Here is a 22,595-nt window from a genome sequence, read left to right as displayed (position 1 = left end):
ATTTTGTAGGAAAATTGTTGTGGATTAAAAGTAGGAAATTTTAACTGGAATGCAATGAAGTTAATATTTTGCAGCAAACTTTATTTTAATGCACTTCCTTCGTCACTTTTTACTCATCAATTTTATTATCCACAGAATTTAAAATGATCTTTCCTCTTAATTCCACCGGTCGCAAGGTTATTAAAGCGATAGTTTTCATTTCTTTCGTCTGCAGTTCCAGGTGGTATTTTTTATAGAACAATCGTAAAAATAAAATCATTTCCATGTAGGCAAAATGTTCGCCGATACAGTGTCTTGCGCCACTTCCGAATGGAAAATAAGGTTTGCTTTTGATGTCACTTTCGTTAAATCTTTCCGGAAGAAAAGAATTCGGTTGCTCCCAAAAAACCGGATTTCTGTGCATATCATAAAGCAAAAATTCTACGATCGTGCCTTTTTCCCAGGAGAAGCCTTTATAAGTATCATCTTCCAAAGCCACTCTGTCGATGATCCACGCGGGAGGAAAAAGTCGCAGTGATTCTTTAATGATCGTCATGGTTTTAGAATTCCCAAAAAGTGTTTTCAATGAGAGAAAATCTTCGCCCAGATCGTTGATCTCTTTTACTAATAATTCCTTTTCGCTGTCATTATTTTCAATTAAAAACAAGGTAAAAGCCAGCGTATTTGCAGACGTTTCGTGTCCCGCAACGAAGAGGATGATGATCTCGTCGATCAACTGTTCCATCGCCATTGGTTCGCCAGTGTCTTCGTATCTGGACTCCAGTAAATTTTGCAGAATATCGTTGTATTCTCCCGTTTCACTTTGCCTTTTCACTATAATTTCCCGGAAAACATCGCGCATTTCCTCCGACAGTTGCAGGTGTTTTTTTAGTTGTCCGGAAGTTTTATACCACCACATCAAATAAGGTTTCCGCACTTCTTTGATGAACATTTTCTGGATTTCCGTAATAGAACCCGAAATTCTCAGGATCTGATTATAATCGATAGAATTTCCGAATAACGTTTTCGCGATGATATTAAAAGTGAGCGTATTGGTCATCTTATAAAGATCGATCGTTTCATTTTTGATCTGATCTTCAATCACGGCGTTTATTTCGTCCACCATCGTTTGATGCAGCAGTTCTATATTTTTATTGCTGAAATTGGGTTGAATGAGCCGGCGTTGTTTCAACCAATCTTTTCCTGTATTCGTTAGTAAACCTTTACCCAAATACTTGCCCAAAACATGCGTTTGAATGGCAGATTTCTCATAGTTTTTTTGATTTTTTCGCAACACATAATCAAACAGTTCGGGATCGCGGCTAAAGACAAATCGCTTTTTCACTAAAAAAGAACTCAAGGTGTATGTATTTCCGAGTTCCTGAAAATTTTGAGAAATAATGGCGATTGGATCGCTGTTTAACTTCAGTAAAGTTTTCCAGATACTTTTTTCGCTAACTTTTGGTGGATAATTGTACACAGTTCTGTTTTGTATTTGTAGCGAAATTACGGGAAAATATTAAGTATATTTGAACATTGCCACCTAATATAAATCCTGTTTTCATGACATTACACCAGAAACTAAAACTTGCAAAAAGCGAAGAAGATGTAAAGGATGCTTATATAAAAGCACTCGGTTTAAAAGGATATTCTAAAAATCTCATCGATATTCAAACGAAAGAAATTTGGTTTGAAGCCAAAGATTCCGGCAGAAATTCTACGTACGCCATGTTTACGCAATTGATGCATTATGTACAGGATGCTTTGAACAAAGGTCACTATATTCCGCCCTTTTTGTGTGTGATCGATACACACAAAGCTGCGATTATGAAAACTGCAGATGTGCTCCCTTTTTTGGAAAAGAAAACCATCAAATGGGGAAAATCTGCGAGTGGTTATACTCAAGAAGCTTTGGATGCGGTTTCTGCGTACATCGGGACTTATTTTGTTTCCTTTAAAATAGAAACGCACGAAGAAGAATTTATTTCTACCATCAAAAATGCCATTAAAAATGGTGATATTATTCGCACCCAAATTACGCCCGACAATTTAAAACAGGTTTTTGATAAATGGGTTTTGATGATCGGTCGGGAAATAAATGGCGTTGCCGAAGAAGATTACGCTCTTTTATTTTTTGCAGATATTATGAGTGATGGTACAATTTCTACGCACGAAAATTTACCGGCTGAACTCCTTCACAAAAACAATGCACCCGTTTTTTCTCTGGGTGGAAAAAATTATGAACTCGGCAATAAAGATGGGTACCGACAATTCTGGGCAATCTACCACCGACCGCCAAAAGCAGAATACCGCAATTATTTATTAGAACGCCGCGACAGTTTAATTCCTTTGGATGAACGCAGTTTCAAAGGAGCTTTTTACACGCCTTTGGCGGTTGTAGATAAAGCCTATGATAAATTGACTGAAACTTTGGGCAACAATTGGCAAAAAGAATATATCGTTTGGGACATGTGTTGTGGCGTAGGAAATCTGGAAGTAAAACACAGCAACCACCGAAATATTTATATGAGCACTTTGGATGAAGCTGATATTGATGTGATGAAAGCCACCAAAACCTGCGTTGCCGCCCAAAGATTTCAATATGATTATCTGAATGATGATATTGCCGATGATGGAAGCATAGATTATTCCTTGACGAATAAAATCCCCGAAGGTTTGCGAAAAGCCATTGCCGATAAAAAGAAAATTTTGATTTTAATTAATCCGCCTTATGGGGAAGCGGGGAATACTGGGACAATCACAAATGGAGGTGAGCATAAAACTGATATTGGCTCTACAAAAATTGGTAATCACATGAATGATTATGGTTATGCAACAAGAGAGTTATTCACACAGTTTATTGCAAGAATTACAAAAGAAATTCCGACCGCAACTGTCGCGATGTTCAGTAAATTAAAATATGTAAACGCACCTAATTTTGAAAATTTCAGACAGCTTTGGAATGCAAAATACTTAGGTGGATTTGTCGTTCATAGCAAGTCATTCGAAGGATTAAAAGGAAATTTTCCGATTGGCTTTTTAGTTTGGAAAACTAACATGACATCAAATCAAAACATTTCAATAACTGAGATTGTCACAGATGTTTTAGATAAAAATGTAATACCGATTGGAGAAAAAAAGTTTTATAACATTCCAAACCAATACTTTTTGAGTGAATGGTTTAAAAGACCACGTTCTAATAAAGAAGATGCTTTACCATTAAAAAATGCAGTAACTCCTGCTTCGGTGACAAAGGATTTAAGAGGAGCAAAATGGTCTGATAATGCAATTGGAAGTATTTTATCAAACAGCAACATGCTTCAAAACGCAAGTACATTAACTGCAATTTTTTCATCTGGTTTTGGAAGTGCAGGAGCTTTTTTTATTAATCCAGAAAATTTATGGCAAGTCGCTGTAACATTTTCAGTACGAAGATTAATAAAACCAACTTGGCTCAACGATCGCGACCAATTTCTACAACCCACCGAAGAACTCTCCGATGAATTTAAAACCGACTGTTTAATTTGGATGCTTTTTAATGGAAGCAATCTTACCGCAAGTGCAAATGATTTGGAATGGAACGATAAAAAATGGAGCATCGTGAATCACTTTATTCCATTTACAGAGCAAGAAGTCAACGCACCCGATCGTTTCGAATCGGATTTTATGGTTCAATATATGAGTGATAAAAAATTCTCTGCTGAAGCAAAAGCAGTTTTGGAAGAAGGAAGAATTTTGTGGAAAGCTTATTTTGATCACACCGATGTACGAAGCGTAAGAGATGAACTAAAATTAAACCGCCCCGATGTAGGTTGGTATCAAATTCGAAAAGCCTTGCAAGCAAGAAATTCCAGCGGTGATTTTCCACCAGTAAGTTTCAAAAATTTTGAAACCGCCTATAAATATTTGAGTGAGAAACTTCAACCGATGGTTTATGAACTTGGATTTTTAAAAGTGTAAATAAAAAGACTTTCTCATCTTCCAGAAATTATAAATCGCCCTGCAGATATGCTTCCGCAACTTGCAGAAATGCTTCCGCAACCTGCAGGAATCATTCCGCAACCTTTAGTAAAGGTTCCGCAACCTACAGAAATGCTCAATCAACATTGCGCACTCATTTCTGCAATTGATCATGCATTTATTTAGTCCATTATTTATTATATTTACATCTAAATACTAAAAACAATGGAAAATCCTGAAAACTTAAATCCCGAAATGGGTAAGACAACATCGAGAAACCGATATGTTTCTGCAGAAGAATTAATTGCTAAAATGAAAGTAGCATTCACCAATGCCAAACAACCTGATATTTTACCGGAACTGGAAACCGTAGGTATTACAGAAACTATTTTAGACGATTATCTGGCAGAGATTACCAATCTGGAGCAACTGAGCCAAAAACAAAAGCAAGAATACGGGGAACAATACGCTGAAACGGATAATTTTAATTTGAAAAAAGCAGAAATCGACACGCTTTTTACCCGTCATCGTAATCTTGCGAAGATCGCCTTCAAAGGTGACCGACAAGCGAATACCACATTGGGAATTGACAGTGGACGAAAACAAGCTTTCGCCGCATGGTTTCAGCAGGTGAGTAATTTTTATGCACAAATTCTCGCAAACCCTGATTTTAAAACCAAAGCCAACGCGGTGAACATTAAAGATGCAGATATTTTAGCAATGCGAACATCACTGGAAGAAATTTCTGACGTCAAAGAATCTCAGAAGAAAGAACTCGGCGAGGCACAAAAAGCAACCGATACAAGGGATGCAGCAATAGATATTCTTTATCCAAAATACACGCAACTCATCGCATTTGCCAAAGTGCTTTTCAAAGATGATCAAACCCTGGAAAAACTTGGAATTATCGTAAAAAGAGAGGGTAATTTGCTATGATGAGAATCTAAGAACCACGAGCCAAGAGGAAAGATTCAAAAGCCAAGAACAATTACTATATTTCAACCATAAAAAAACTCCCGAAAAAATCGGGAGTTTTTATTATAGAAAGAATAAGATTTTATCCTTGATTATTTTCAGGATTCTGACCATCATTATTTTGAGGTCGGTCTTCTCTATTTTGCTGAGGTCTGTCGTTTCCGTGTTGCGGCCGATCATCTCTTCTCTGAGGTCTGTCGCCTTGTGGACGATCTTCTCTCGGTCTGTCATTATTATATTGAGGACGATCACCTTGTGGTCTTTCTTCACGAGCCGGTCGGTCTAAAAGAACTTTTCTCGAAAGTTTCATTTTCTTACGGTCATCGTAACCCATGAATTTCACGTCTACCATATCGCCTTCGTTGTAAGGAACTTTGTCCAAACGAGCCCATTCGATTTCGGAGATGTGAAGTAAACCTTCAGTTCCTTTTGCAATCGCTACGAACGCTCCGAAATCCATTACTTTTACAACTCTACCGTTGTAAATTTCGCCTACAACCGGTACGAAACAAATCTGATTGATCGCTGCAATGGTTGCGTTGATGTTTTCTCTGGAGATACCGGAAATTTCAATTCTTCCAATTTCGCCAATTTCTTCGATCGCGATAACGGTTTCGAAATCTTTCTGCATTTGCTGAATAATTTTTCCACCAGGTCCGATGATCGCTCCGATAAAGTCTTTGGAGATCTCCAATACTTCCATTTTCGGTGCGTGAGGTTTCACGTCTGTTCTTGGTGCATCCAAAGTTTTCATCATTTCTCCAAGAATATGCAATCTTCCTTCTTTTGATTGAAGTAAAGCTGATTCCATAATATCCATGGTTAAACCTTCTACTTTGATGTCCATTTGACAAGCGGTGATTCCTCTTTCAGTTCCTGTAACTTTGAAATCCATGTCTCCTAAGTGATCTTCGTCTCCTAAGATATCAGAAAGAACGGTGAATTTACCGGATTTTGGATCTGTAATTAATCCCATTGCAATCCCTGAAACCGGTCTTGTAATTTGAACTCCTGCATCCATCAAAGCTAAAGTTCCGGCGCAAACCGTTGCCATAGAAGATGAACCGTTAGATTCTAAAATATCAGAAACGATACGGATCGTGTAAGGATTTTCTGTTGGGATCATATTTGCCAAAGCTCTTTGAGCTAAGTTTCCGTGACCAACTTCTCTTCTTGAAGTTCCTCTCAAAGGTCTTGCTTCACCTGTAGAGAATGGTGGGAAATTATAGTGTAAAAAGAATTTTTGATCGTAATTGATTGCAACGGTATCAACCATATTTGCATCTTTCACAGAACCTAAAGTCACTGCGGTCAATGATTGAGTTTCCCCTCTCGTAAACACTGCAGAACCGTGAGCTCCCGGAAGATAATCAACTTCTGACCAGATCGGACGGATCGTAGAAGGAGTTCTTCCATCTAAACGAACGCCTTCATTCAAGACCATTTGACGCATTGCTTCTTTTTCTACATCGTGGTAGTAAACTTTCGCGAATGGTTTTACAGTTTCTAACTCTTCTTCAGAATATTGTGCTAAAAAGTCAACCAGAACGGCTTTGAAGTTTTCGCTTCTTTCTTCTTTTGCAGAAGGTGAAGTTGCTACTGCATATACTTTATCATAAGTTTCTGCCCAAACTTTCTTACGAATATCTTCGTCGTGATTTTCGTGGGAATATTCTCTTTTAATTTTGCTTGATTCTACTCTTGCTGCTAAACGTTCCTGAGCTTCAACCTGAACTTTAATTTCTTCGTGCGCATATTTGATGGCTTCGATCATTTCCTGCTCAGAAATTTCTTTCATTTCGCCTTCTACCATTACGATAGAATCTTTTGTTCCTCCAACCATCATGTCAAGATCAGCTTTCGCTGCGTTTTCCATGCTTGGATTGGTAGATAACTGCCCGTCGATTCTTACGACTCTTACTTCCGACATTGGTCCGTTGAAAGGAATATCTGAAATTGCGATCGCTGCAGATGCTGCTAAACCTGCAAGTGTTTCCGGCATTACTTCTTTATCATAAGAGATCAAAGAGATCATTACCTGAACTTCTGCGTGAAAATCTGAAGGGAAAAGTGGACGCAAAACGCGGTCAACCAATCTCATTGTCAAGATCTCTTCATCTGAAGGTCTTGCTTCTCTTCTAAAAAAGTTTCCGGGGATTTTTCCACCTGCGTAGAATTTTTCTCTGTAATCTACAGTTAAGGGTAGGAAATCTACACCTTCTTTTGCTTCTTTGCTGGCTACAACGGTTGCTAATAGCATTGTTCCGCCACATGTTACTACTACAGAACCATCGGCTTGTTTCGCTAATTTTCCTGTTTCAAGCGTGATTTCACGCCCGTCTTTTAATTGAAATTTTTCAATAATTGCTTGTGGAGCATTCATAAAATTTGTTCGTCTTTGGCACTCCGTATTGAGTGCGTTATTATTTAATTTATTTAAATTTTCGTGTGCAAAGATACGGAATTTTTACAGAGTACGATTGCCCTGAAATACGGGATTTACTTCATTAAAGGCAGGGGGTTTTTGCAATAAATATTTAAATAATACGGCTAAAATGAACTTGAGTTTAATTCCGATATCAACTTATATTTAAAACTGTATTCGAATAGTAAATACATATTATCCACCAAAATATCGTCGGCAGAAAATTTTATGATTTTTATCATAATTTTGACAATTTCGGCACAAAATTGGATAATATGGTAAACGTAACAGAATTATAAACATTAAAAATTTAACATTATGGGAATTTTATGGACACTTATTATCGGTGCAATTGCAGGATGGTTAGGATCACAAATCTTTAAAGGCGGAAGTCTTGGATTAATCGGAAATATCGTAGTTGGTATTGTCGGTGGTTTTATCGGATATTGGTTATTAGGAGGCAGACTGGGCGAAGGTGTAGTTGGTGAAATTTTAACCGGAACGATCGGTGCGATTGTATTATTAGCAATTGTAAACCTATTTACGAGAGGAAGAGTATAACCTAAAATTTATCTTCTAATCAAAAAAAAGCAACTTATTTCTAAGTTGCTCTTTTTTTTTCTTGCGAAAAAGATTATTTTCTTAATCCTAATTCTGCAATAATAGCTCTGTATCGAAGTACATCTTTTTTCTTAAGATAATCCAAAAGTGCTTTTCTTTTTCCTACCAGAAGTACCAATGATCTCTCAGTTGCGTAATCTTTGTGGTTTTTTTTCAGGTGACCTGAAAGGTGATTGATTCTGAAAGTAAAAAGGGCTACTTGTCCTTCTGCGCTTCCTGTGTCTGCGTCAGACTTTCCGTGTTTTGCGAAGATTTCTTTCTTCGTCTCAGTTGTTAGGTACATTCCAATATTATTTTAATGATTATTATGTAATGGGTGCAAAAGTACAACTATTTTCTGAATCGCTAAAACGTTATGCAAACTTCGCATTAAAAGGAAATTTATAAGTGTTAAAAATTTCTTAAAATTCTTGTTATTAATCCATCAAATGGCAGTATTTTTGCAGCAACACCATGTAATGAAAAATCTTTATTTCTTAACCTTTTCTGTATTGACTTTTATTTCTTTAACTTCCTGTAAATCATTGAATTCTCCAAGTATTATTTCAGGTAAAGAATCGAAAAGTCAAAATATTCTATATTTCAATCCCGAGGTTTTTCCTGATTTGGAAGAAATTAAAGAACCTACCTATTCAGCCTTCTACGCTGCAGTTTCCGTAAAGATAAATGATTACCGCAATTATAAGATGCTTCGTGTCGATTCACACATTCCTTTTGATTCCGTAGATGTAGAATCGGTTAAAGAGTTTTGTCGAAATAATAATGCGCAGTTCGCCATTATTCCTAAAGTTAAATATTTTAAGGTCGGTATTGGGAAATATGTTTTTTCAAACCAGGTGATCGTTAGTATGAAACTGTACGACGCCTCCGGAAAGTTTATGGCAGAAGCAGATTATGATACTTATAAAAAAAATGCAAGAATCCTCGGTTCTGCAGAAAATTCTATAAAAATAGGTACAGAAGGTGCAATGAACTTTATTGCAAAGGACCTCACCAAAAATAAGAAAGCACTATAAAAGAATTTTAAAACAGGATTAATTTTAATTTAAAATTAATACGTTTATTCGTTCCTCTTAACTATTTGGGCTAATTTTGCAATTCTTAAAATCGAGGCAGTGAACATCAATCAACTTGTTTTTAATCCCGCAGATATTGCAGAAACGCTCAGTGAACTTCATGCTGATGAGCGCCTTTTGGCATTTTTGAAAGTTCCGAAAGAGTACAAAGCTGATGTTTTCTCCCATCTCGATCCCGATTTTCAGGAAGAAACAATTAGAAGCATCGCAAGCGAAGACGTTTCTGAAATTCTAAATGGAATGACGCCCGATGATAGAACGGCGCTGTTTGAGGATTTCCCCGATGAATTGATAAAATCTTCCATCAATCTCCTGAATCCGCAGGAACGGCGAATTGCGCTGAAACTTTTGGGTTACGATTCCGATTCCATTGCACGTTTGATGACACCATATTATATCCAGATTCGAAAAGAATGGACTGTAAAAAAATGTCTGCAACAAATTAAAAAAGTCGGAAAAAAGATGGAGACCATGAACCATCTTTATGTGGTTGATGAAAGAAATAAACTCATCGACGATATTGCGTTGGGTTCTTTGCTTTTAGCTGAAGAAGATACTTTGATTTCTGAGATCACCGATAACCATTTCGTTGCGATTACAACGACTACATCCAAAGAAGATGCGGTGCAGTATTTTGAAAAATATGACCGAACTGCAATTCCGATTGTTACAGAATCCGGTGTTTTAGTCGGCATCGTGACAATTGATGATATCTTGGATCAGATTGAAGCACAAAATACCGAAGATATTCAGAAATTTGGGGGTTTGGATGCTTTAGATTTACCATACATTCAAACTTCCTGGACAGAAATGATCAAGAAGCGCGCGACATGGCTCGTTATTTTATTCTTTTCGGAAATGTTGACCGCTTCTGCAATGGGTTATTTCGAACATGAAATTGAAAAAGCGGTTGTTCTGGCATTATTCGTTCCCCTAATTATTTCCAGTGGAGGAAACTCTGGTTCGCAGGCTGCTACATTAATTATTCGTGCGATGGCATTGCAGGAAATCACCCTCAAAGACTGGTGGTATGTGATGCGAAAAGAAATTGTTTCCGGAATTTGTCTGGGCGGAATTTTGGGTGCAATCGGCTTTATCAGGATTATGATCTGGCAAAAAACAGGATTGTTTAATTACGGTGAATATTGGGTTTATGTGGCTTTGAGTATTTCTTTTTCTTTAGTCTTGATCGTGCTTTGGGGAACACTTTCAGGTTCAATGATCCCATTTGTGTTGAAACGTTTAAAACTTGATCCTGCAACTTCGTCAGCACCGTTCGTTGCGACGTTGGTCGATGTTACAGGTTTGATCATTTACTTCACAATAGCAGGCTTTTTCCTTAGTGGAAAGATGCTTTAATTTGAAGTTTCTTCCTTAATGATTTTTGAAAAATAGCAGCAGAATCATGAAAATTATTTCCCTCGTTCCCAGTATTACAGAAGCGCTTTTCGATTTTGGTTTGACGGATGAAGAAGTTATCGGCAGAACAAAATTCTGTATCCATCCAAAGAATTTGGTGAAAAATGTGGAAGTTATTGGCGGTACAAAAAACCTCAATATTTCTAAAATTAAATCGCTCAAACCTGATTTAATTATTGCCAATAAAGAAGAGAACGATAAATTTCAAGTAGAGGAGTTGATGAACGATTTTAAAGTTTGGGTAGCCGATATTGAAACTTTAGAAGACAATCAAAATTTCCTTATCGAACTCGGGTCGCTTTTAAATAAAGAAGAAGTTGCTGAAAATTTCAACCAAAAGATCAATTCAGTATTCAACTTAAAAAAAGCATCAGCATCTAAAAAAGTAGCCTATCTAATCTGGAAAAATCCCTACATGACGGTAGGTTCAGATACTTTTATTCATGAAATTATAGAGAAATTAGGTTTTGAAAATTTATTCAAAGATCAAAAAAGATATCCGGAAATTTCTGTAGAAGAAATGAAAGAAGCGGAAATGATCTTTTTATCAACCGAACCTTTTCCTTTCCAGCAAAAACATATTGAGGAACTTCAAAAAGAACTTCCACATCAAAAAATTATTTTAGTTGACGGGGAAGCTTTTTCCTGGTACGGAACGCATCTCGCAAATTGTTCTGACTATTTTCAGACTTTAATTTCTGAAAATCTTTAACAAAAAAAGACTCTCTTTCGAAAGCCTTTTATATAAATTAGTGTTGAGTGAAAATTAGATTTTTTTCATCTCTGTTTTAATTTTATCCTGTAAACCTGCACTTGCAGCTACTAAAGGTAATCTTAAATAATTTTTCAAAATTCCCTTTTCAGCCAAGATCGTTTTAATTCCGGCCGGATTTCCTTCTGCGAAAATCATTCTCGTGATCTCAACTAATTTGTTGTGAATTTCATAAGCTTCTTTTACTTTTCCGTCAAAAGCCAATTGTACCATGGTAGAAAATTCTTTCGGATAACCTTGTCCGATGACCGAAATAACGCCGTCTCCACCCGCTAAAGTTACGGGAAGTGTATATTCATCATCTCCGGAAACTAAGCTGAAATGAGCAGGTTTTTGTCTCAAAATATCGAAATATTGTGCGATGTTTGGTCCTGCTTCTTTGATCATGATCAAATTTGGGAAATCATTTGCCAGTCTTAAAGTCGTTGCAGCTTCCACATTTTGTCCGGTTCGGGAAGGAACGTTGTAAATTATAATTTTTTTGCCGGTCCCTGCTAACATTTTATAATGTTGGTAAAGCCCTTCCTGATTGGGTCTGTTGTAGTATGGGGACACCGAAAGTATCGCTTCAAAAGCAGAAAGATCAGCTTCTTCGATTTGTCTTTTTACTTCCATCGTATCATTTCCACCAATTCCCAAAACCAAAGGAAGACGCCCGTTATTTGCCTTTATGATATGATTGATCACTTGCGATTTTTCCTCTTTTGAAAGGGTTGCAGCTTCTGCGGTAGTTCCCAAAACCACCAAATAATTAGTGCCGTTTTCGATATTGTAATCTACGAGTTTCGTCAATGAATCAAAATCTACTGATAAATCTTCATTAAACGGCGTTACCAAGGCAACACCAAGTCCTTTTAAATTGCTCATTCTTATAAAATTAATGTTTCAAAAATACAAAATTTAATGCAAGAATTTATGAAAAAAAAACCTAAGTTTATATTCATATCTTTATATTTGCAACACTAGATTTTACCTCTATGAAAATTAAATTTCTACTATTCGGTTTCACAGCTTTAGCTTTAACGTCGTGCAAGACGCCTCTGAATGTTGCGAAGATCCATACCGAAAAAAATATTTCTATTTCGAAAGATCTACCTGATGATCAAGCTTTCAATACGATCATAGCACCTTACAAATATGAACTGGAAGGGAAAATGAACAAGAAAATTTCCTATACTTCCGTTGATTTAAATAAATCGGGCGATAACAGTAATTTGGGAAATCTTCTGGCCGATTATACTTTCGATGGTGCCGATGAGTGGGCGAAAAAAAATGGAATTCCGGGTGGAGTTGATTGCGCTTTGATTAACGTCGGAGGGATTCGTTCAACGATTGGAGCGGGCGATATTTTGACAAAAAGTATTTATGAAGTGATGCCTTTTGAAAATGAAGTACTGATCGTAAAAATGAAAGGTTCTGATTTGAAGGGACTTTTTGACTATTATTTAACGACTCAAAAAAATAATCCTGTTTCGCATTTGTACATTGAAACTGATAATGGAATGACGATCAAAGAATTAGTGAACGGCAAAGAAGTAGAGCCCAATAAAGATTATTATATTGCGACTTCGGATTATTTGGCAATGGGAGGTGATAACATGACTTTTTTCGGGAAAGGAAAGATGATTTCTACAGGCATTAAATTGCGGGATCTGTTTCTGGAAAAATTCCAGGCAAATCCACAGATTGTGGCACCAACCGATATCCGTTTAAATTTTAAAAATAAAAAAAATAAAACCAATGAATAGAATACAATTTCTAAAAACAATTGGTGGTGGGACTTTGGCAATGACTTTAGCTCCCAATTTACTCTTGGCAGAGAATTTTAAATTTCTAGATTCCAATTCTGAATATAAATTAACGATTCTTCATACCAACGATCAACACAGTAGAATTGAACCGTTCGAGGAAAGTTATACCCGAAATCCAAATCAGGGTGGTTTTGCAAGACGGGCAGCTTTAATTGAAAAAATTAGAAAAGAAAACAGTAATGTTCTGTTGCTGGATTCTGGTGACACATTTCAGGGAACACCTTACTTTAATTTTTTTGGAGGTGAACTTGAATTTAAATTAATGTCGATGATGGGTTATGATGCTTCTACAATGGGAAATCATGATTTTGATAATGGTTTAGCAGGATTCAAAAAAGTGCAGCCGAATGCGAAATTTCCGTTCATCTGTTCCAATTATGATTTTAAAAATACCATTTTAGATGGACAAACAATTCCGTACAAAGTGTTTGATAAAAATGGAATAAAAGTAGGAATTTTCGCAGTTGGAATTGAATTGGCCGGTTTAGTTGGCAAAAAAGAATATGGCGAAACACTTTACCAGGATCCGATAGAGGTCGCTCAACATTATTCTGAATTTTTGAGAAAAGAAAAAAAATGTGATCTTGTCATTTGCCTTTCTCATATTGGTTATGATTACAAAGATAATCCGGATAAAATTTCAGATAAGATTTTGGCAGCAAAAACGGATGGAATCGATTTAATTCTGGGAGGTCACACGCATACTTTTTTACCGGAACCACAATCATTTATGAACAGAAAAGGGAAGAATGTCTTGGTCAATCAAGTGGGTTGGGCTGGATTACTTTTGGGTAAACTCGACTTTTATTTCGATAAAAATAAGATAGTGAAAAATATTTCATGGAACAATCAAGTTATAGATGATACAATTCTAGTTTAAAATGATGAAAAAACTACTACCGCTTTTATTACTTTTATTTTCCGGAAGCATTTTTTCGCAGGTTATTTCCTCGAGTAAATGGACCGATTTATTTTCTTATAATAACGTTCTAGCCGTTCGTGAGGACAATGGAAAACTCATTGCAGCAACCGAGAACGGGATCTTTTTTTACACTCCAGCTTCGGGAGAAATTACCAAACTATCTAAAGCAAACGGCTTGCATGAAGTGAAAATTTCTGCTTTCGATTATAATCCTACGACCAAAATAGGTTTAGTCGGCTACAAAAATGGGTCGATGGATGTTATTACTCCAGACGGAATTACTTACGTTGTAGATATCCCTATCGCCTCAGGTTTTAACGGTGATAAAAAAATCAATCATATTTCGATTACAGGAAATTTAGCGGTGATCTCTGTGGGTTATGGAGTTTCTATTTTTAAGTTAGACAGAAAGGAATTTGGAGATTCTTCCTTTTTTACCAATGCGGGAACTTTTGAAGTTGCAAAGGAAGCAGTCATCAAAGATAATTTTGTCTACGTGGTAACTGCAACAGGCTTGAAATCTCACGAAATGAATGTTACATTTCCTATTTACTCAACCTGGAATACGGTTGCAGGCGGAAATTATAATCAAATTGCAGGTAGTGATGTGGTGGCTTATGCTGATGCAAATACCGTAAAATATGGCAATGGAACGACGTTTTCTACCATTCCGCAGAGTTTTTCGAATATTCAGGATGTCACCGTCACCAATCAGAATATTGTGGTAACGGATGCGAATTCTGTTTCGGTTTTCAGTATTACAGGTGCTTTTGTGAAATCTTACGATGCAAGTGAACAACTAAATACAGGTTATTATTCTGCCTCAAAAATTTATGCCGGAACAAAAGTTTCAGGAATTAAAAACGAAACAGGAGATATTTTAAAACCTGATGGGCCATACAGCAATATTTCTTATAAAATTAACATTGTCGGTCAACAAATTGTGATTTCTTCAGGTAGCAGAGATGCGTTTCTAACACCCAGCGAAGTATCATCTAATTTAGGATATTATCATTTCGACGGTTCTAAATGGAATCACCCAGATCTTTTTAAAAATACTACAACAAAGTATAATGTAATGGATGCAGTTATAAATCCATTAAAATCCACAGAAATTTTCTTTACATCATACTACGACCCTGAAGGTTTAAAAGCACTTTACAAAATGGATCATGATATTTTAGTTAAGAATTATGGGGAGGGATCTTCAATAGTTGGTTATGTCAATGGTTTGACCTATGACGAAAATAATCAATTATTTGTTGCAACATCTCATTTAACAGGTAATAAAATAGGCTTTTATTATTATAATCCGTCCTCAGATAATTTTAATTTAGTAAGTGTCGTAAATGCCGGGGGTGTTCAGAAACCATTTTCGAAATCTGGAATACTATATATTCCGGCTCCGTTTTTTACAGGAGGCGGATTATTAATTTACGACTATAACAATACACCAGCTTCTACGGGGGATGACCGATTTACTATATTGCGTAAAATTAATAATTTGCCCTCAGATGGAGTAGTTTCTGCTACAATCGACAAGAATGATGATATATGGATAGGAACTCGAATAGGTTTAAGAATTATCAGCAATCCCTCTTCAATTATTACCGAAGATAATCCGCAAACTCAACCGGTCATTATTGAAGAAAACGGATTAGGTGAAGAACTTTTCCGAGATAGTAATGTTTTGCAGATTGAAGTAGATGCAGGTAACCAAAAATGGATCTCGATTGATGATGGTGGAGTTTTTTATTTAAGTTCGACGGGCGAGAAAACCATTAAACATTTCACTACAGAAAATTCACCTTTGCCGAGTAATAGTGTCACCGATATCAAAGTAGACAATAAAAGCGGAAAAGTATACTTTGTAACTTTAGATGGAGTTATGGTTTATCAAGGAGATGTGCTGGATGTTACCTCAAATTTTGGTGATGTTCTGGTTTATCCGAATCCTGTGGTATATTCTAAATTTAAAGGGAATGTGAGTATTCGTGGTTTAGCGGAGAAAACAAATATCCGTATCACCGATGCGGCGGGAAATCTAGTTCATCAAGCCGTTTCCAGAGGAGGTTATTATGAATGGAATCTCAACAATCACCGCGGTGTTCGGGTTGCATCCGGAATTTATTTTGTATTGATGACCAATGCTGATGGAACCGATACAGCAACCGCTAAAATCGCAGTCGTGAATTGATGCAGAATAAAACTTGCTTTCTTCTTTCCTACAACAAATATGGCGATAATGATGCTTTTCTGCACTGTTTTTCTGCCGAAGAAGGATATCAAAGTTTTTTTGCTAAAGGCATTTATTCTTCCCGAAATAAAAAGAAACCTTATTTATTCCCACTGAATTTATTGAATATTTCGGTGATTAACAGAGGCAATAGCAAACCAGTTTCTACAGTTTCGAAGTTAGAATTGGCGGGTGAATTCTATGATTTTAATGATGTTAAGATCAATTCGATCTTATTTTTTGTTGCAGAATTTTTGCACCAGATCTTGAGAAATGAAGATCAAAATAAATTTTCATTCGCTGCGATACATGAATTTCGGGAAAAAATTAAAGTTACCAATTACGATTCTCATATTGAATTACTCTTTCGATTTTTAGAAATTTCAGGTATTGCGCCGCTTTCGAATGAAAAAAAATATCTGGATCCGGAATCGGGGACCTTTAATGATGAAATATCAAACGCCGTTTTTAATGAAGAAATGTCTGATATCTGGAAAAATTTTTTAATGACTGACTTCGCAGGGATCCATTTAAAAAGGAGTCAAAGAAATGCTGTTGTAGATTCATTAATGATTTATTACCACTATCATTTCACAGGCTTCTATACGCCGAATTCTTTAGCAATAGTGAGACAGATTTTCGAATAAAACTGTCAGAGTTCTTTCCATTATAAACAAAAAAAAGTTCCTTCATCGGGAACTTTTAATTTATACTAAAGTCGTAATTCGAATTTATCTTGCTGTAGTTTTATATACTTGAAAATTAAATACGAAACTTCTGTTTCTGAGAGAAATATTAGAATAACTAAAGTAAGGATCTCTCGCAAAAGCCGCTCTGGAAGGCACAATAATTACACCCTGAAGATTATAATTGGTCTCATCTGGAATGTCAAAAGATTTAAAAAGTTGAAGCGCTTCTCCGAAACCTTCGATCTCATAATAACTTCTTTGTTTTGCTTCCGGCGTCGTAGCATTAGCTAAAGTTTCATCTTTAACATGGAAATAAGTGGGATCAACTTCTGGAACACCTGTGCCGTTAACTGTATTTCTTAAAGGATATCCAGAGACAAATGAAGATTTGCCGTCTGCATTTACTGCTATATAACTGTTGGTAACACTCATTAATCTGATGATGTCTGTCGCACCTATCGTTTTACCTGGATCTGGTTGAGCACCTTGTCTTTTAATATAGATCACTCCTGATGGTAAAGTTACAGGAGCCGGGATAAGATCAGCTAATTTTTTATTGATAGTATCTGTTGCTACGTAATTTTTTATATTCCCTTTAATATCCAAATAATGGGTTTGCAAAAAGTTCAGCGCTGCCTGATCATCGTAACTATTTTGAGTTTCTATAATTACTTCTGGCTCTACTACGGGTTGGTCTGTTCTACAAGAGGACAACGCAATAGAAGCTAGAGCAAGGAACAAAAATGCTTTTTTCATATTTAATAATATCTGTAAATTGCTAAAATTTTTTAATCCTGCAAAAGTATAAATAAAATATGAGAATAGATAAGTTTTTATGGTGTGTTCGATTTTATAAAACCAGAAGCATTGCAACGGATGAAATTAAGAAGAATCGCGTTTCAGTCGGACAAAATACAGTAAAAAGTTCCAAAGAGGTAAAAGAGGGCGACCTTATAAAAATCAGAAAGAATCAAATTGATTACCTCATAAAAATTGTGCAGATTCCGAAAAGCAGAGTAGGCGCTAAACTGGTTCCTCTTCATATCGAAGACAAGACGGATAAGGAGCAGCATGAAATTTTAAAACAAAGAAAACTCGCGCAAGACTATTACCGGATCAAAGGAGAAGGGCGACCTACGAAAAAAGACCGCCGCGAACTCGATGATTATATAGAAAGCGAACCTTCTTCAGAAATGGAAAACGGAGAATGGGATTTATTTTTCAGCGATGTCGACGAATGAACTGAAGATTAAAAGAGTTTTTTAATTTCACTCACTATTTGATCAACTTCTTTACCATCTGTATCGACGGTATATTTCGCTTTGGAATAGAATACATTTCTTTCAAATAAATGTTTGGCTATAAATTCAGGCAGATCTTCATCTTTAATTTTTGCGATCAAAGGTCTTTTTTGTTTCTGCTTCAGAAGTCTTTCGGCCAAATTTTTTATGGATGTTCTTAAGAAGATACTTTCGGTCCGCTCATTGATTAATTCCATGTTATTGTAATACGCAGGTGTGCCGCCACCGACGCTTAAAATAATATTGTCCTCGGTTGCTAAAATTTCCTCCAAAATTTCTCTTTCCTGCTTTCGAAAGTAGATTTCACCTCTTTTTTCGAAGATTTCGGCAATAGTCATTTTATTTTTCAAAGAAATTTGATGATCCAGATCAATTAATTTTAGGGGCAATTCTTGACTCAAAACTTTGGAAATGTGAGATTTGCCGCTTCCCATGTATCCGACCAGTGAAATTATCATGTTTTTATTTTGCACAAAGTACCAAAAAAATTTTGAGATTTTAAAAAAAGACTTATCTTTGCACCACTTTAAAACGAGAATATAATTCTGCAGATTTAATGGTGACCGACTCGGTAGCTCAGCTGGTAGAGCAATACACTTTTAATGTATGGGTCCTGGGTTCGAATCCCAGCCGGGTCACAAGTGAAAAATTTCCGTCTCGTTCTTTATACGACGAAACGGTTTTTTTTTGCCTGCGTGGTGAAATTGGTAGACACGCCATCTTGAGGGGGTGGTTTCTTATGGATGTGCTGGTTCGAGTCCAGTCGCAGGCACAGCAACGCATTAGCAATGAGTATGTTTTTAGGAGTGATGTAAAATTGCTTATTTATGATTACTTATTAGAAAAAAATCAGACCGACTCGGTAGCTCAGCTGGTAGAGCAATACACTTTTAATGTATGGGTCCTGGGTTCGAATCCCAGCCGGGTCACTAAATTACTCCTTCGGGAGTAATTTTTTTTTCATATTAATATTTTGTGATTTGGTTTTCAAAAGTCTTCTCATCAGGAAGACTTTTGATGTTTTTAATAGACGTGGATCATCAAATTTTAAAAAATTTTTAAAGTTTATAGAACAGTGATTATTTTTTCATGACTTTTTCCGCAATTATTTTCCCACTGTTTTCTATGGTCAAAATATAAACTCCTTTAATTAAAAAAGATCCATTCCAACTAAATGACTGATTACTTTGAGATTTAGTATAAATCGTTTTGCCGGTTAAATCGGTCACTTTGAAAGTGTAACTACCTTTGATGTCGTCAGGAATTTTAATATTTATTGTTTCAGAGAATGGATTAGGATATACAGAGAAACTTGATTTACTATTATTTTCTACTGCTAAAGTACCATTCCGTTTGAATGCCGGTGAAATTATCTGTTCCTGTTTGTTTCCATTCTCATCTGTACAGATCACCTTTAAGTCATACCAAACGTTTGTACTTTCCTTTGCAATTCCCTCTAATGAACCTTCGTAGTAATCCCCGAAAGCAGGCATTTGAAAAAATTCCGGGTATTTGGTGACTCCAAGTGGTGCCCAAATGTTTTGATTGTATTTGCTGTAGGATAGAGCTACATTGTTTCCCGCTTCATAACTAAAGTAGCCATTCGCTCCAATACTGTTGTATTTAAAATCTCCTGCCGCTAATCTTACGGTTGCACCTTGTGTTGAGTCAAAAGTATTTGTTACTTCGTTATTTAAATTTCTGAATTGCAGATGTTGCAAAGTTGGTGGAAGATCGGTTGCGTTATAGGAAATTGTAGTCGTGTTTTTTCCTTGAAGACCTTCTATTAAAGTATTTGCGTTAGTCAATATTATTTCTATATCTCCGCTGGATGGTAGGGAATTTGTGAAATCATTCAAATATCCGGAAATAATTGAATTTCCGTTCTGTTTAAGTTCTATTTGGGTTGCCAAATAATCAGTTTCCCGTGTTTCTCCGTAGCGTCCTTTATTTGTGATCTTTAATTTATTATTTTCAAAACCTGTCACCGTAATCGGAACATTATTTCCTAAAATTACCGAAGGAGAAGTCATATTATCAAAACTAAATTTTGGATGAACTGGAAATAACAGTGTTTCATTATTTGCAACCCGATAGTAATCATCTGATAAATAAGGAAATGTTGCGTAAAGTGGATCGGCGTGAGAATTAAAAGATACATCTCCAGAACCATATAATATTTTGCCGGTTCCATCTGAAAAAACAGGATTTGCTTTGGTGAAAAATTCTATTCCTCCTGTCGTTGGACTATATTGTATATAATGATCTATAATTGCCGGAGTTACGATCAAATCAGCCAGATCACCATCGCGGCGATTGCTCACATAACCTCTGAATGGATCATCTCCCGGATTTATTTCGCCACCTGCACTTGATCGCCATCCATTCAATAATTTCCCTTTGTACGCAGAAGCGGTGAAATTTGCAGAAGCCAAGGTATTGCCTACTTTGGTGCGCTGAAATTTTTGGGTATGATGACTCCAGTCTGCCGGATTATTTGCGATGGAAATGTCATTATTAACGCCGGTGACGGTTTTAAATTTTGTGAAATAAGTTCCTTCTGGAAAACCTGTTCCAATAAGTGATTGAATAAAAGAATAACGGTTACTCACATTATTAATATAAAAATTCCACTCTGGCTCTTGTCCATCTACCGGACTTGTAAAAAAATAATCTCCAATGGTTACAAAGTCGGTTGGATTAAAATAAAGCGATCTTTGAAAGGAGAAATATCCCGAAACTCCCGCAGGAAATAAATCGCCGTTTTCATTATAACCTGTGATTGAAAAATGATTTACCGCTTCAGTCGGATTTACTTGAACGGTCGTATTGGTCTGAACATTTTGCTGCTCTTTGATCACCGTATGTGTTTGTCCAGCATTTAAAGGGCTAAATTCCGTGATGATATCATAATTTCCCGTCGGAATATTTAAAAGCAAAGGATTTGTTATGCTGTAATAATCTGCAGCATATCGATAACCGGATTCATTGAATACTAAAAGGGAGGAAATATAATATTCGGTGGTGTCATAATTAAAGTTGACATTCAGATTTCCATCACTTATTTTATTTTGTGAGGAACTTGGGACCGAATTTTGATTTTTAATGAAAATTTGATCGCCCTTTTTACCTTGAGTTTTCGTGTAGGTGTCAACATCAAAAGTCGGTTGGAATTTCGTACTTCCTGTTTGATCAGCAGAGAAGTGTTCAGTGAAAATTTCTTGCGCGGTTAAAGCTTCTCCTCCTGAAAACAGCAGGAAAGAGAGTAGTCCCAAAAGAAATGTTTTGCGTGAAAAATAAAAGTGTTTCATAGCAGTACGTTTTAGATTAATAGGAAAGAGTGATTTTATTTAACAGTTTTAAAATCACCAACTTATTACTATAGAGTTCTGCCTCTCGCTTTTGGTTACAATTATTTTTACTTTGAAAGCTTTAGATAAATAATAATCGCTTCAAAGAATTACTTCGAAGCGATTATTATAGGTGACAACTTGTACTTTATTTGTTTTCAAGCCTAAAGAAGTTTATTTATAAATTACTCCAGATGCATATTATCAATTAGCCGCACCTCATTTACGAAAACTACGATAAATGCTCGGTAATCATGACCTTTATAAAAGAAATCGGTTTCTTTTAAGGTTTGTTCGTCGGCGATCTCAAAATATTCTAAAACCATTCCTCTCTGATCTTCGAAAATATCTTTTACACGCTTGTTGATTTCGGGTACAGTGATAATTCTGAACCAGTCATTCACTTTAATTAAAGTTTCATGAATAACTTTGGAAGCTTCACGCTGCTCTGCGCTGAGTCTTTCGTTGCGCGAACTCATCGCCAAACCGTTTTTCTCCCGATAAATTGCAACGCCATGAATTTTTACCGGCAGTTTTAGTTTTTCCACTAATTTTTCGATAATTGCCAGTTGTTGAAAGTCTTTCTCCCCGAAATAGGCGTTGTCGGGTTGTACCTGTCGCAATAATTCTTCGACCACCGTTCCTACACCATCAAAATGTCCCACACGAAATTTTCCTTCCATTTCATTTTCTAAACCATCAAAATTATAGGACTTGCTTTTTAATCCTTCAGGATACAAGTCTGATACTTCGGGGATATAAACAGCATCTACAAAATCTGAATTCTCTAAGACTTTTAGATCATTCTCAATATTCCGCGGATATTTTTCTAGATCTGCTGCATTATTAAATTGCGTAGGATTTACAAAAATAGAAGAGATGACCAGATCATTTTCTTTGCTCGCCGCTTCGTATAGGGAAATGTGTCCTTGGTGAAGCGCGCCCATCGTTGGAGCAAAGCCAATTTTTTTGCCCATTTCCCGTTGTCTTTCAATATAGTCGTGAAGGGTCTTTTTCGATTTAAAAATTTTCATAGTGTAATTATATCAATGTAAAAAT

20 protein-coding genes and 3 tRNA genes are annotated in these 22,595 nt (G+C 36.2%); 15 read left to right on the top strand and 8 right to left on the bottom strand.

Annotated features, from left to right (window positions below):
- Positions 1-109 precede the first annotated feature (109 nt).
- The gene (locus IV494_RS07490) at positions 110-1,459 is read right to left on the bottom strand and encodes a cytochrome P450 (protein ID WP_196079547.1); all 1,350 of its coding nucleotides are present in this window, start codon (positions 1,457-1,459) and stop codon (positions 110-112) included.
- A gap of 83 nt (positions 1,460-1,542) precedes the next feature.
- Between IV494_RS07490 and IV494_RS07485 the strand changes: the two genes are divergently transcribed.
- The 3 genes from IV494_RS07485 to IV494_RS07475 are packed head-to-tail and all read left to right on the top strand — an operon-like array spanning position 1,543 to position 4,875.
- Positions 1,543-3,939: a hypothetical protein gene (locus tag IV494_RS07485; RefSeq protein WP_196079546.1), complete on the top strand. Its 2,397-nt coding sequence runs from the start codon at positions 1,543-1,545 to the stop codon at positions 3,937-3,939.
- A gap of 48 nt (positions 3,940-3,987) precedes the next feature.
- Positions 3,988-4,125, top strand: a complete 138-nt coding sequence (locus IV494_RS07480; RefSeq protein ID WP_196079545.1) for a hypothetical protein — start codon at positions 3,988-3,990, stop codon at positions 4,123-4,125.
- A gap of 39 nt (positions 4,126-4,164) precedes the next feature.
- Positions 4,165-4,875 carry a hypothetical protein gene (locus tag IV494_RS07475; RefSeq protein WP_196079544.1) on the top strand — a complete coding sequence of 237 codons (711 nt, stop codon included), beginning with the start codon at positions 4,165-4,167 and terminating at the stop codon, positions 4,873-4,875.
- A 121-nt stretch (positions 4,876-4,996) separates the two neighbouring features.
- On the opposite strand, the gene IV494_RS07470 is transcribed toward IV494_RS07475, so the two are convergent.
- Positions 4,997-7,297, bottom strand: a complete 2,301-nt coding sequence (locus tag IV494_RS07470) for a polyribonucleotide nucleotidyltransferase (protein ID WP_196079543.1) — start codon at positions 7,295-7,297, stop codon at positions 4,997-4,999.
- Positions 7,298-7,657: 360 nt separating this feature from the next.
- On the opposite strand from IV494_RS07470, the gene IV494_RS07465 reads away from it, so the two are divergent.
- Positions 7,658-7,900, top strand: a complete 243-nt coding sequence (locus tag IV494_RS07465) for a GlsB/YeaQ/YmgE family stress response membrane protein (protein ID WP_039351382.1) — start codon at positions 7,658-7,660, stop codon at positions 7,898-7,900.
- Positions 7,901-7,973: 73 nt separating this feature from the next.
- On the opposite strand, the gene rpsO is transcribed toward IV494_RS07465, so the two are convergent.
- The gene (gene rpsO, locus IV494_RS07460; protein ID WP_196079542.1) at positions 7,974-8,243 is read right to left on the bottom strand and encodes a 30S ribosomal protein S15; all 270 of its coding nucleotides are present in this window, start codon (positions 8,241-8,243) and stop codon (positions 7,974-7,976) included.
- A 145-nt stretch (positions 8,244-8,388) separates the two neighbouring features.
- On the opposite strand from rpsO, the gene IV494_RS07455 reads away from it, so the two are divergent.
- The 3 genes from IV494_RS07455 to IV494_RS07445 all read left to right on the top strand — a co-directional run bounded on the left by IV494_RS07455 (position 8,389) and on the right by IV494_RS07445 (position 11,167).
- On the top strand, positions 8,389-8,976 hold the full coding sequence (locus IV494_RS07455; protein ID WP_196079541.1) for a pyruvate decarboxylase: 588 nt from the start codon (positions 8,389-8,391) through the stop codon (positions 8,974-8,976).
- A gap of 99 nt (positions 8,977-9,075) precedes the next feature.
- Entirely contained in the window at positions 9,076-10,395 is a 1,320-nt protein-coding gene (mgtE, locus tag IV494_RS07450; RefSeq protein ID WP_196079540.1) for a magnesium transporter, read from the top strand.
- Between the two features lie 46 nt (positions 10,396-10,441).
- The gene (locus IV494_RS07445; protein ID WP_196079539.1) at positions 10,442-11,167 is read left to right on the top strand and encodes an ABC transporter substrate-binding protein; all 726 of its coding nucleotides are present in this window, start codon (positions 10,442-10,444) and stop codon (positions 11,165-11,167) included.
- A 54-nt stretch (positions 11,168-11,221) separates the two neighbouring features.
- Here IV494_RS07445 and dapA read toward each other — a convergent pair whose 3' ends face one another.
- On the bottom strand, positions 11,222-12,094 hold the full coding sequence (gene dapA, locus IV494_RS07440) for a 4-hydroxy-tetrahydrodipicolinate synthase (protein WP_196079538.1): 873 nt from the start codon (positions 12,092-12,094) through the stop codon (positions 11,222-11,224).
- Positions 12,095-12,204: 110 nt separating this feature from the next.
- Here dapA and IV494_RS07435 point away from each other — a divergent pair, with 110 nt between their 5' ends.
- The 4 genes from IV494_RS07435 to recO are packed head-to-tail and all read left to right on the top strand — an operon-like array spanning position 12,205 to position 16,843.
- A complete protein-coding gene (locus IV494_RS07435; RefSeq protein ID WP_196079537.1) occupies positions 12,205-12,975 on the top strand; it encodes a 5'-nucleotidase C-terminal domain-containing protein in 771 nt (256 codons plus the stop codon).
- Positions 12,968-13,918 (top strand): bifunctional metallophosphatase/5'-nucleotidase, encoded by a 951-nt coding sequence (locus tag IV494_RS07430; protein WP_196079536.1) that lies wholly within the window; start codon positions 12,968-12,970, stop codon positions 13,916-13,918. The genes IV494_RS07435 and IV494_RS07430 overlap by 8 nt, the downstream gene beginning before the upstream one ends.
- Before the next feature lie 4 nt (positions 13,919-13,922).
- Positions 13,923-16,157 carry a type IX secretion system anionic LPS delivery protein PorZ gene (porZ, locus tag IV494_RS07425; protein ID WP_196079535.1) on the top strand — a complete coding sequence of 745 codons (2,235 nt, stop codon included), beginning with the start codon at positions 13,923-13,925 and terminating at the stop codon, positions 16,155-16,157.
- A complete protein-coding gene (gene recO / locus IV494_RS07420) occupies positions 16,157-16,843 on the top strand; it encodes a DNA repair protein RecO (RefSeq protein WP_196079534.1) in 687 nt (228 codons plus the stop codon). Before porZ ends, recO begins: the two co-directional genes overlap by 1 nt.
- 84 nt (positions 16,844-16,927) lie before the next feature.
- Here recO and IV494_RS07415 read toward each other — a convergent pair whose 3' ends face one another.
- Positions 16,928-17,641 carry a hypothetical protein gene (locus tag IV494_RS07415; protein WP_196079533.1) on the bottom strand — a complete coding sequence of 238 codons (714 nt, stop codon included), beginning with the start codon at positions 17,639-17,641 and terminating at the stop codon, positions 16,928-16,930.
- A gap of 59 nt (positions 17,642-17,700) precedes the next feature.
- On the opposite strand from IV494_RS07415, the gene IV494_RS07410 reads away from it, so the two are divergent.
- On the top strand, positions 17,701-18,126 hold the full coding sequence (locus IV494_RS07410; protein ID WP_196079532.1) for an RNA-binding S4 domain-containing protein: 426 nt from the start codon (positions 17,701-17,703) through the stop codon (positions 18,124-18,126).
- An 8-nt stretch (positions 18,127-18,134) separates the two neighbouring features.
- Here IV494_RS07410 and IV494_RS07405 read toward each other — a convergent pair whose 3' ends face one another.
- A complete protein-coding gene (locus IV494_RS07405) occupies positions 18,135-18,644 on the bottom strand; it encodes a shikimate kinase (protein WP_196079531.1) in 510 nt (169 codons plus the stop codon).
- Between the two features lie 107 nt (positions 18,645-18,751).
- Here IV494_RS07405 and IV494_RS07400 point away from each other — a divergent pair.
- The 3 genes from IV494_RS07400 to IV494_RS07390 all read left to right on the top strand — a co-directional run bounded on the left by IV494_RS07400 (position 18,752) and on the right by IV494_RS07390 (position 19,115).
- Positions 18,752-18,824 (top strand) — tRNA-Lys (locus IV494_RS07400).
- Positions 18,825-18,875: 51 nt separating this feature from the next.
- A tRNA-Leu gene (locus tag IV494_RS07395) sits at positions 18,876-18,958 on the top strand.
- A gap of 84 nt (positions 18,959-19,042) precedes the next feature.
- Positions 19,043-19,115, top strand: a tRNA-Lys gene (locus IV494_RS07390).
- Positions 19,116-19,265: 150 nt separating this feature from the next.
- Here IV494_RS07390 and IV494_RS07385 read toward each other — a convergent pair.
- Complete coding sequence (locus tag IV494_RS07385) at positions 19,266-21,497, bottom strand: T9SS type A sorting domain-containing protein (RefSeq protein ID WP_196079530.1); 2,232 nt, start codon at positions 21,495-21,497, stop codon at positions 19,266-19,268.
- Between the two features lie 224 nt (positions 21,498-21,721).
- The gene (gene panC / locus IV494_RS07380) at positions 21,722-22,570 is read right to left on the bottom strand and encodes a pantoate--beta-alanine ligase (protein ID WP_196079529.1); all 849 of its coding nucleotides are present in this window, start codon (positions 22,568-22,570) and stop codon (positions 21,722-21,724) included.
- Between the last annotated feature and the right edge of the window lie 25 nt (positions 22,571-22,595).

Source organism: Kaistella gelatinilytica, from assembly GCF_015679325.1.
Taxonomy (GTDB): domain Bacteria; phylum Bacteroidota; class Bacteroidia; order Flavobacteriales; family Weeksellaceae; genus Kaistella; species Kaistella gelatinilytica.
Note: the sequence above shows the minus strand (reverse complement) of the source record. Positions and strands in the feature narration are given on the sequence as shown.

Coding starts and splice junctions, on each gene's coding strand:
- IV494_RS07485 (WP_196079546.1), top strand. CDS start 1,543: ATGACATTACACCAGAAACTAAAACTTGCAAAAAGCGAAGAAGATGTA.
- IV494_RS07480 (WP_196079545.1), top strand. CDS start 3,988: ATGCTTCCGCAACTTGCAGAAATGCTTCCGCAACCTGCAGGAATCATT.
- IV494_RS07475 (WP_196079544.1), top strand. CDS start 4,165: ATGGAAAATCCTGAAAACTTAAATCCCGAAATGGGTAAGACAACATCG.
- IV494_RS07470 (WP_196079543.1), bottom strand. CDS start 7,297: ATGAATGCTCCACAAGCAATTATTGAAAAATTTCAATTAAAAGACGGG.
- IV494_RS07465 (WP_039351382.1), top strand. CDS start 7,658: ATGGGAATTTTATGGACACTTATTATCGGTGCAATTGCAGGATGGTTA.
- rpsO (WP_196079542.1), bottom strand. CDS start 8,243: ATGTACCTAACAACTGAGACGAAGAAAGAAATCTTCGCAAAACACGGA.
- IV494_RS07455 (WP_196079541.1), top strand. CDS start 8,389: ATGGCAGTATTTTTGCAGCAACACCATGTAATGAAAAATCTTTATTTC.
- IV494_RS07445 (WP_196079539.1), top strand. CDS start 10,442: ATGAAAATTATTTCCCTCGTTCCCAGTATTACAGAAGCGCTTTTCGAT.
- dapA (WP_196079538.1), bottom strand. CDS start 12,094: ATGAGCAATTTAAAAGGACTTGGTGTTGCCTTGGTAACGCCGTTTAAT.
- IV494_RS07435 (WP_196079537.1), top strand. CDS start 12,205: ATGAAAATTAAATTTCTACTATTCGGTTTCACAGCTTTAGCTTTAACG.
- IV494_RS07430 (WP_196079536.1), top strand. CDS start 12,968: ATGAATAGAATACAATTTCTAAAAACAATTGGTGGTGGGACTTTGGCA.
- porZ (WP_196079535.1), top strand. CDS start 13,923: ATGAAAAAACTACTACCGCTTTTATTACTTTTATTTTCCGGAAGCATT.
- recO (WP_196079534.1), top strand. CDS start 16,157: ATGCAGAATAAAACTTGCTTTCTTCTTTCCTACAACAAATATGGCGAT.
- IV494_RS07415 (WP_196079533.1), bottom strand. CDS start 17,641: ATGAAAAAAGCATTTTTGTTCCTTGCTCTAGCTTCTATTGCGTTGTCC.
- IV494_RS07410 (WP_196079532.1), top strand. CDS start 17,701: ATGAGAATAGATAAGTTTTTATGGTGTGTTCGATTTTATAAAACCAGA.
- IV494_RS07405 (WP_196079531.1), bottom strand. CDS start 18,644: ATGATAATTTCACTGGTCGGATACATGGGAAGCGGCAAATCTCACATT.
- IV494_RS07385 (WP_196079530.1), bottom strand. CDS start 21,497: ATGAAACACTTTTATTTTTCACGCAAAACATTTCTTTTGGGACTACTC.
- panC (WP_196079529.1), bottom strand. CDS start 22,570: ATGAAAATTTTTAAATCGAAAAAGACCCTTCACGACTATATTGAAAGA.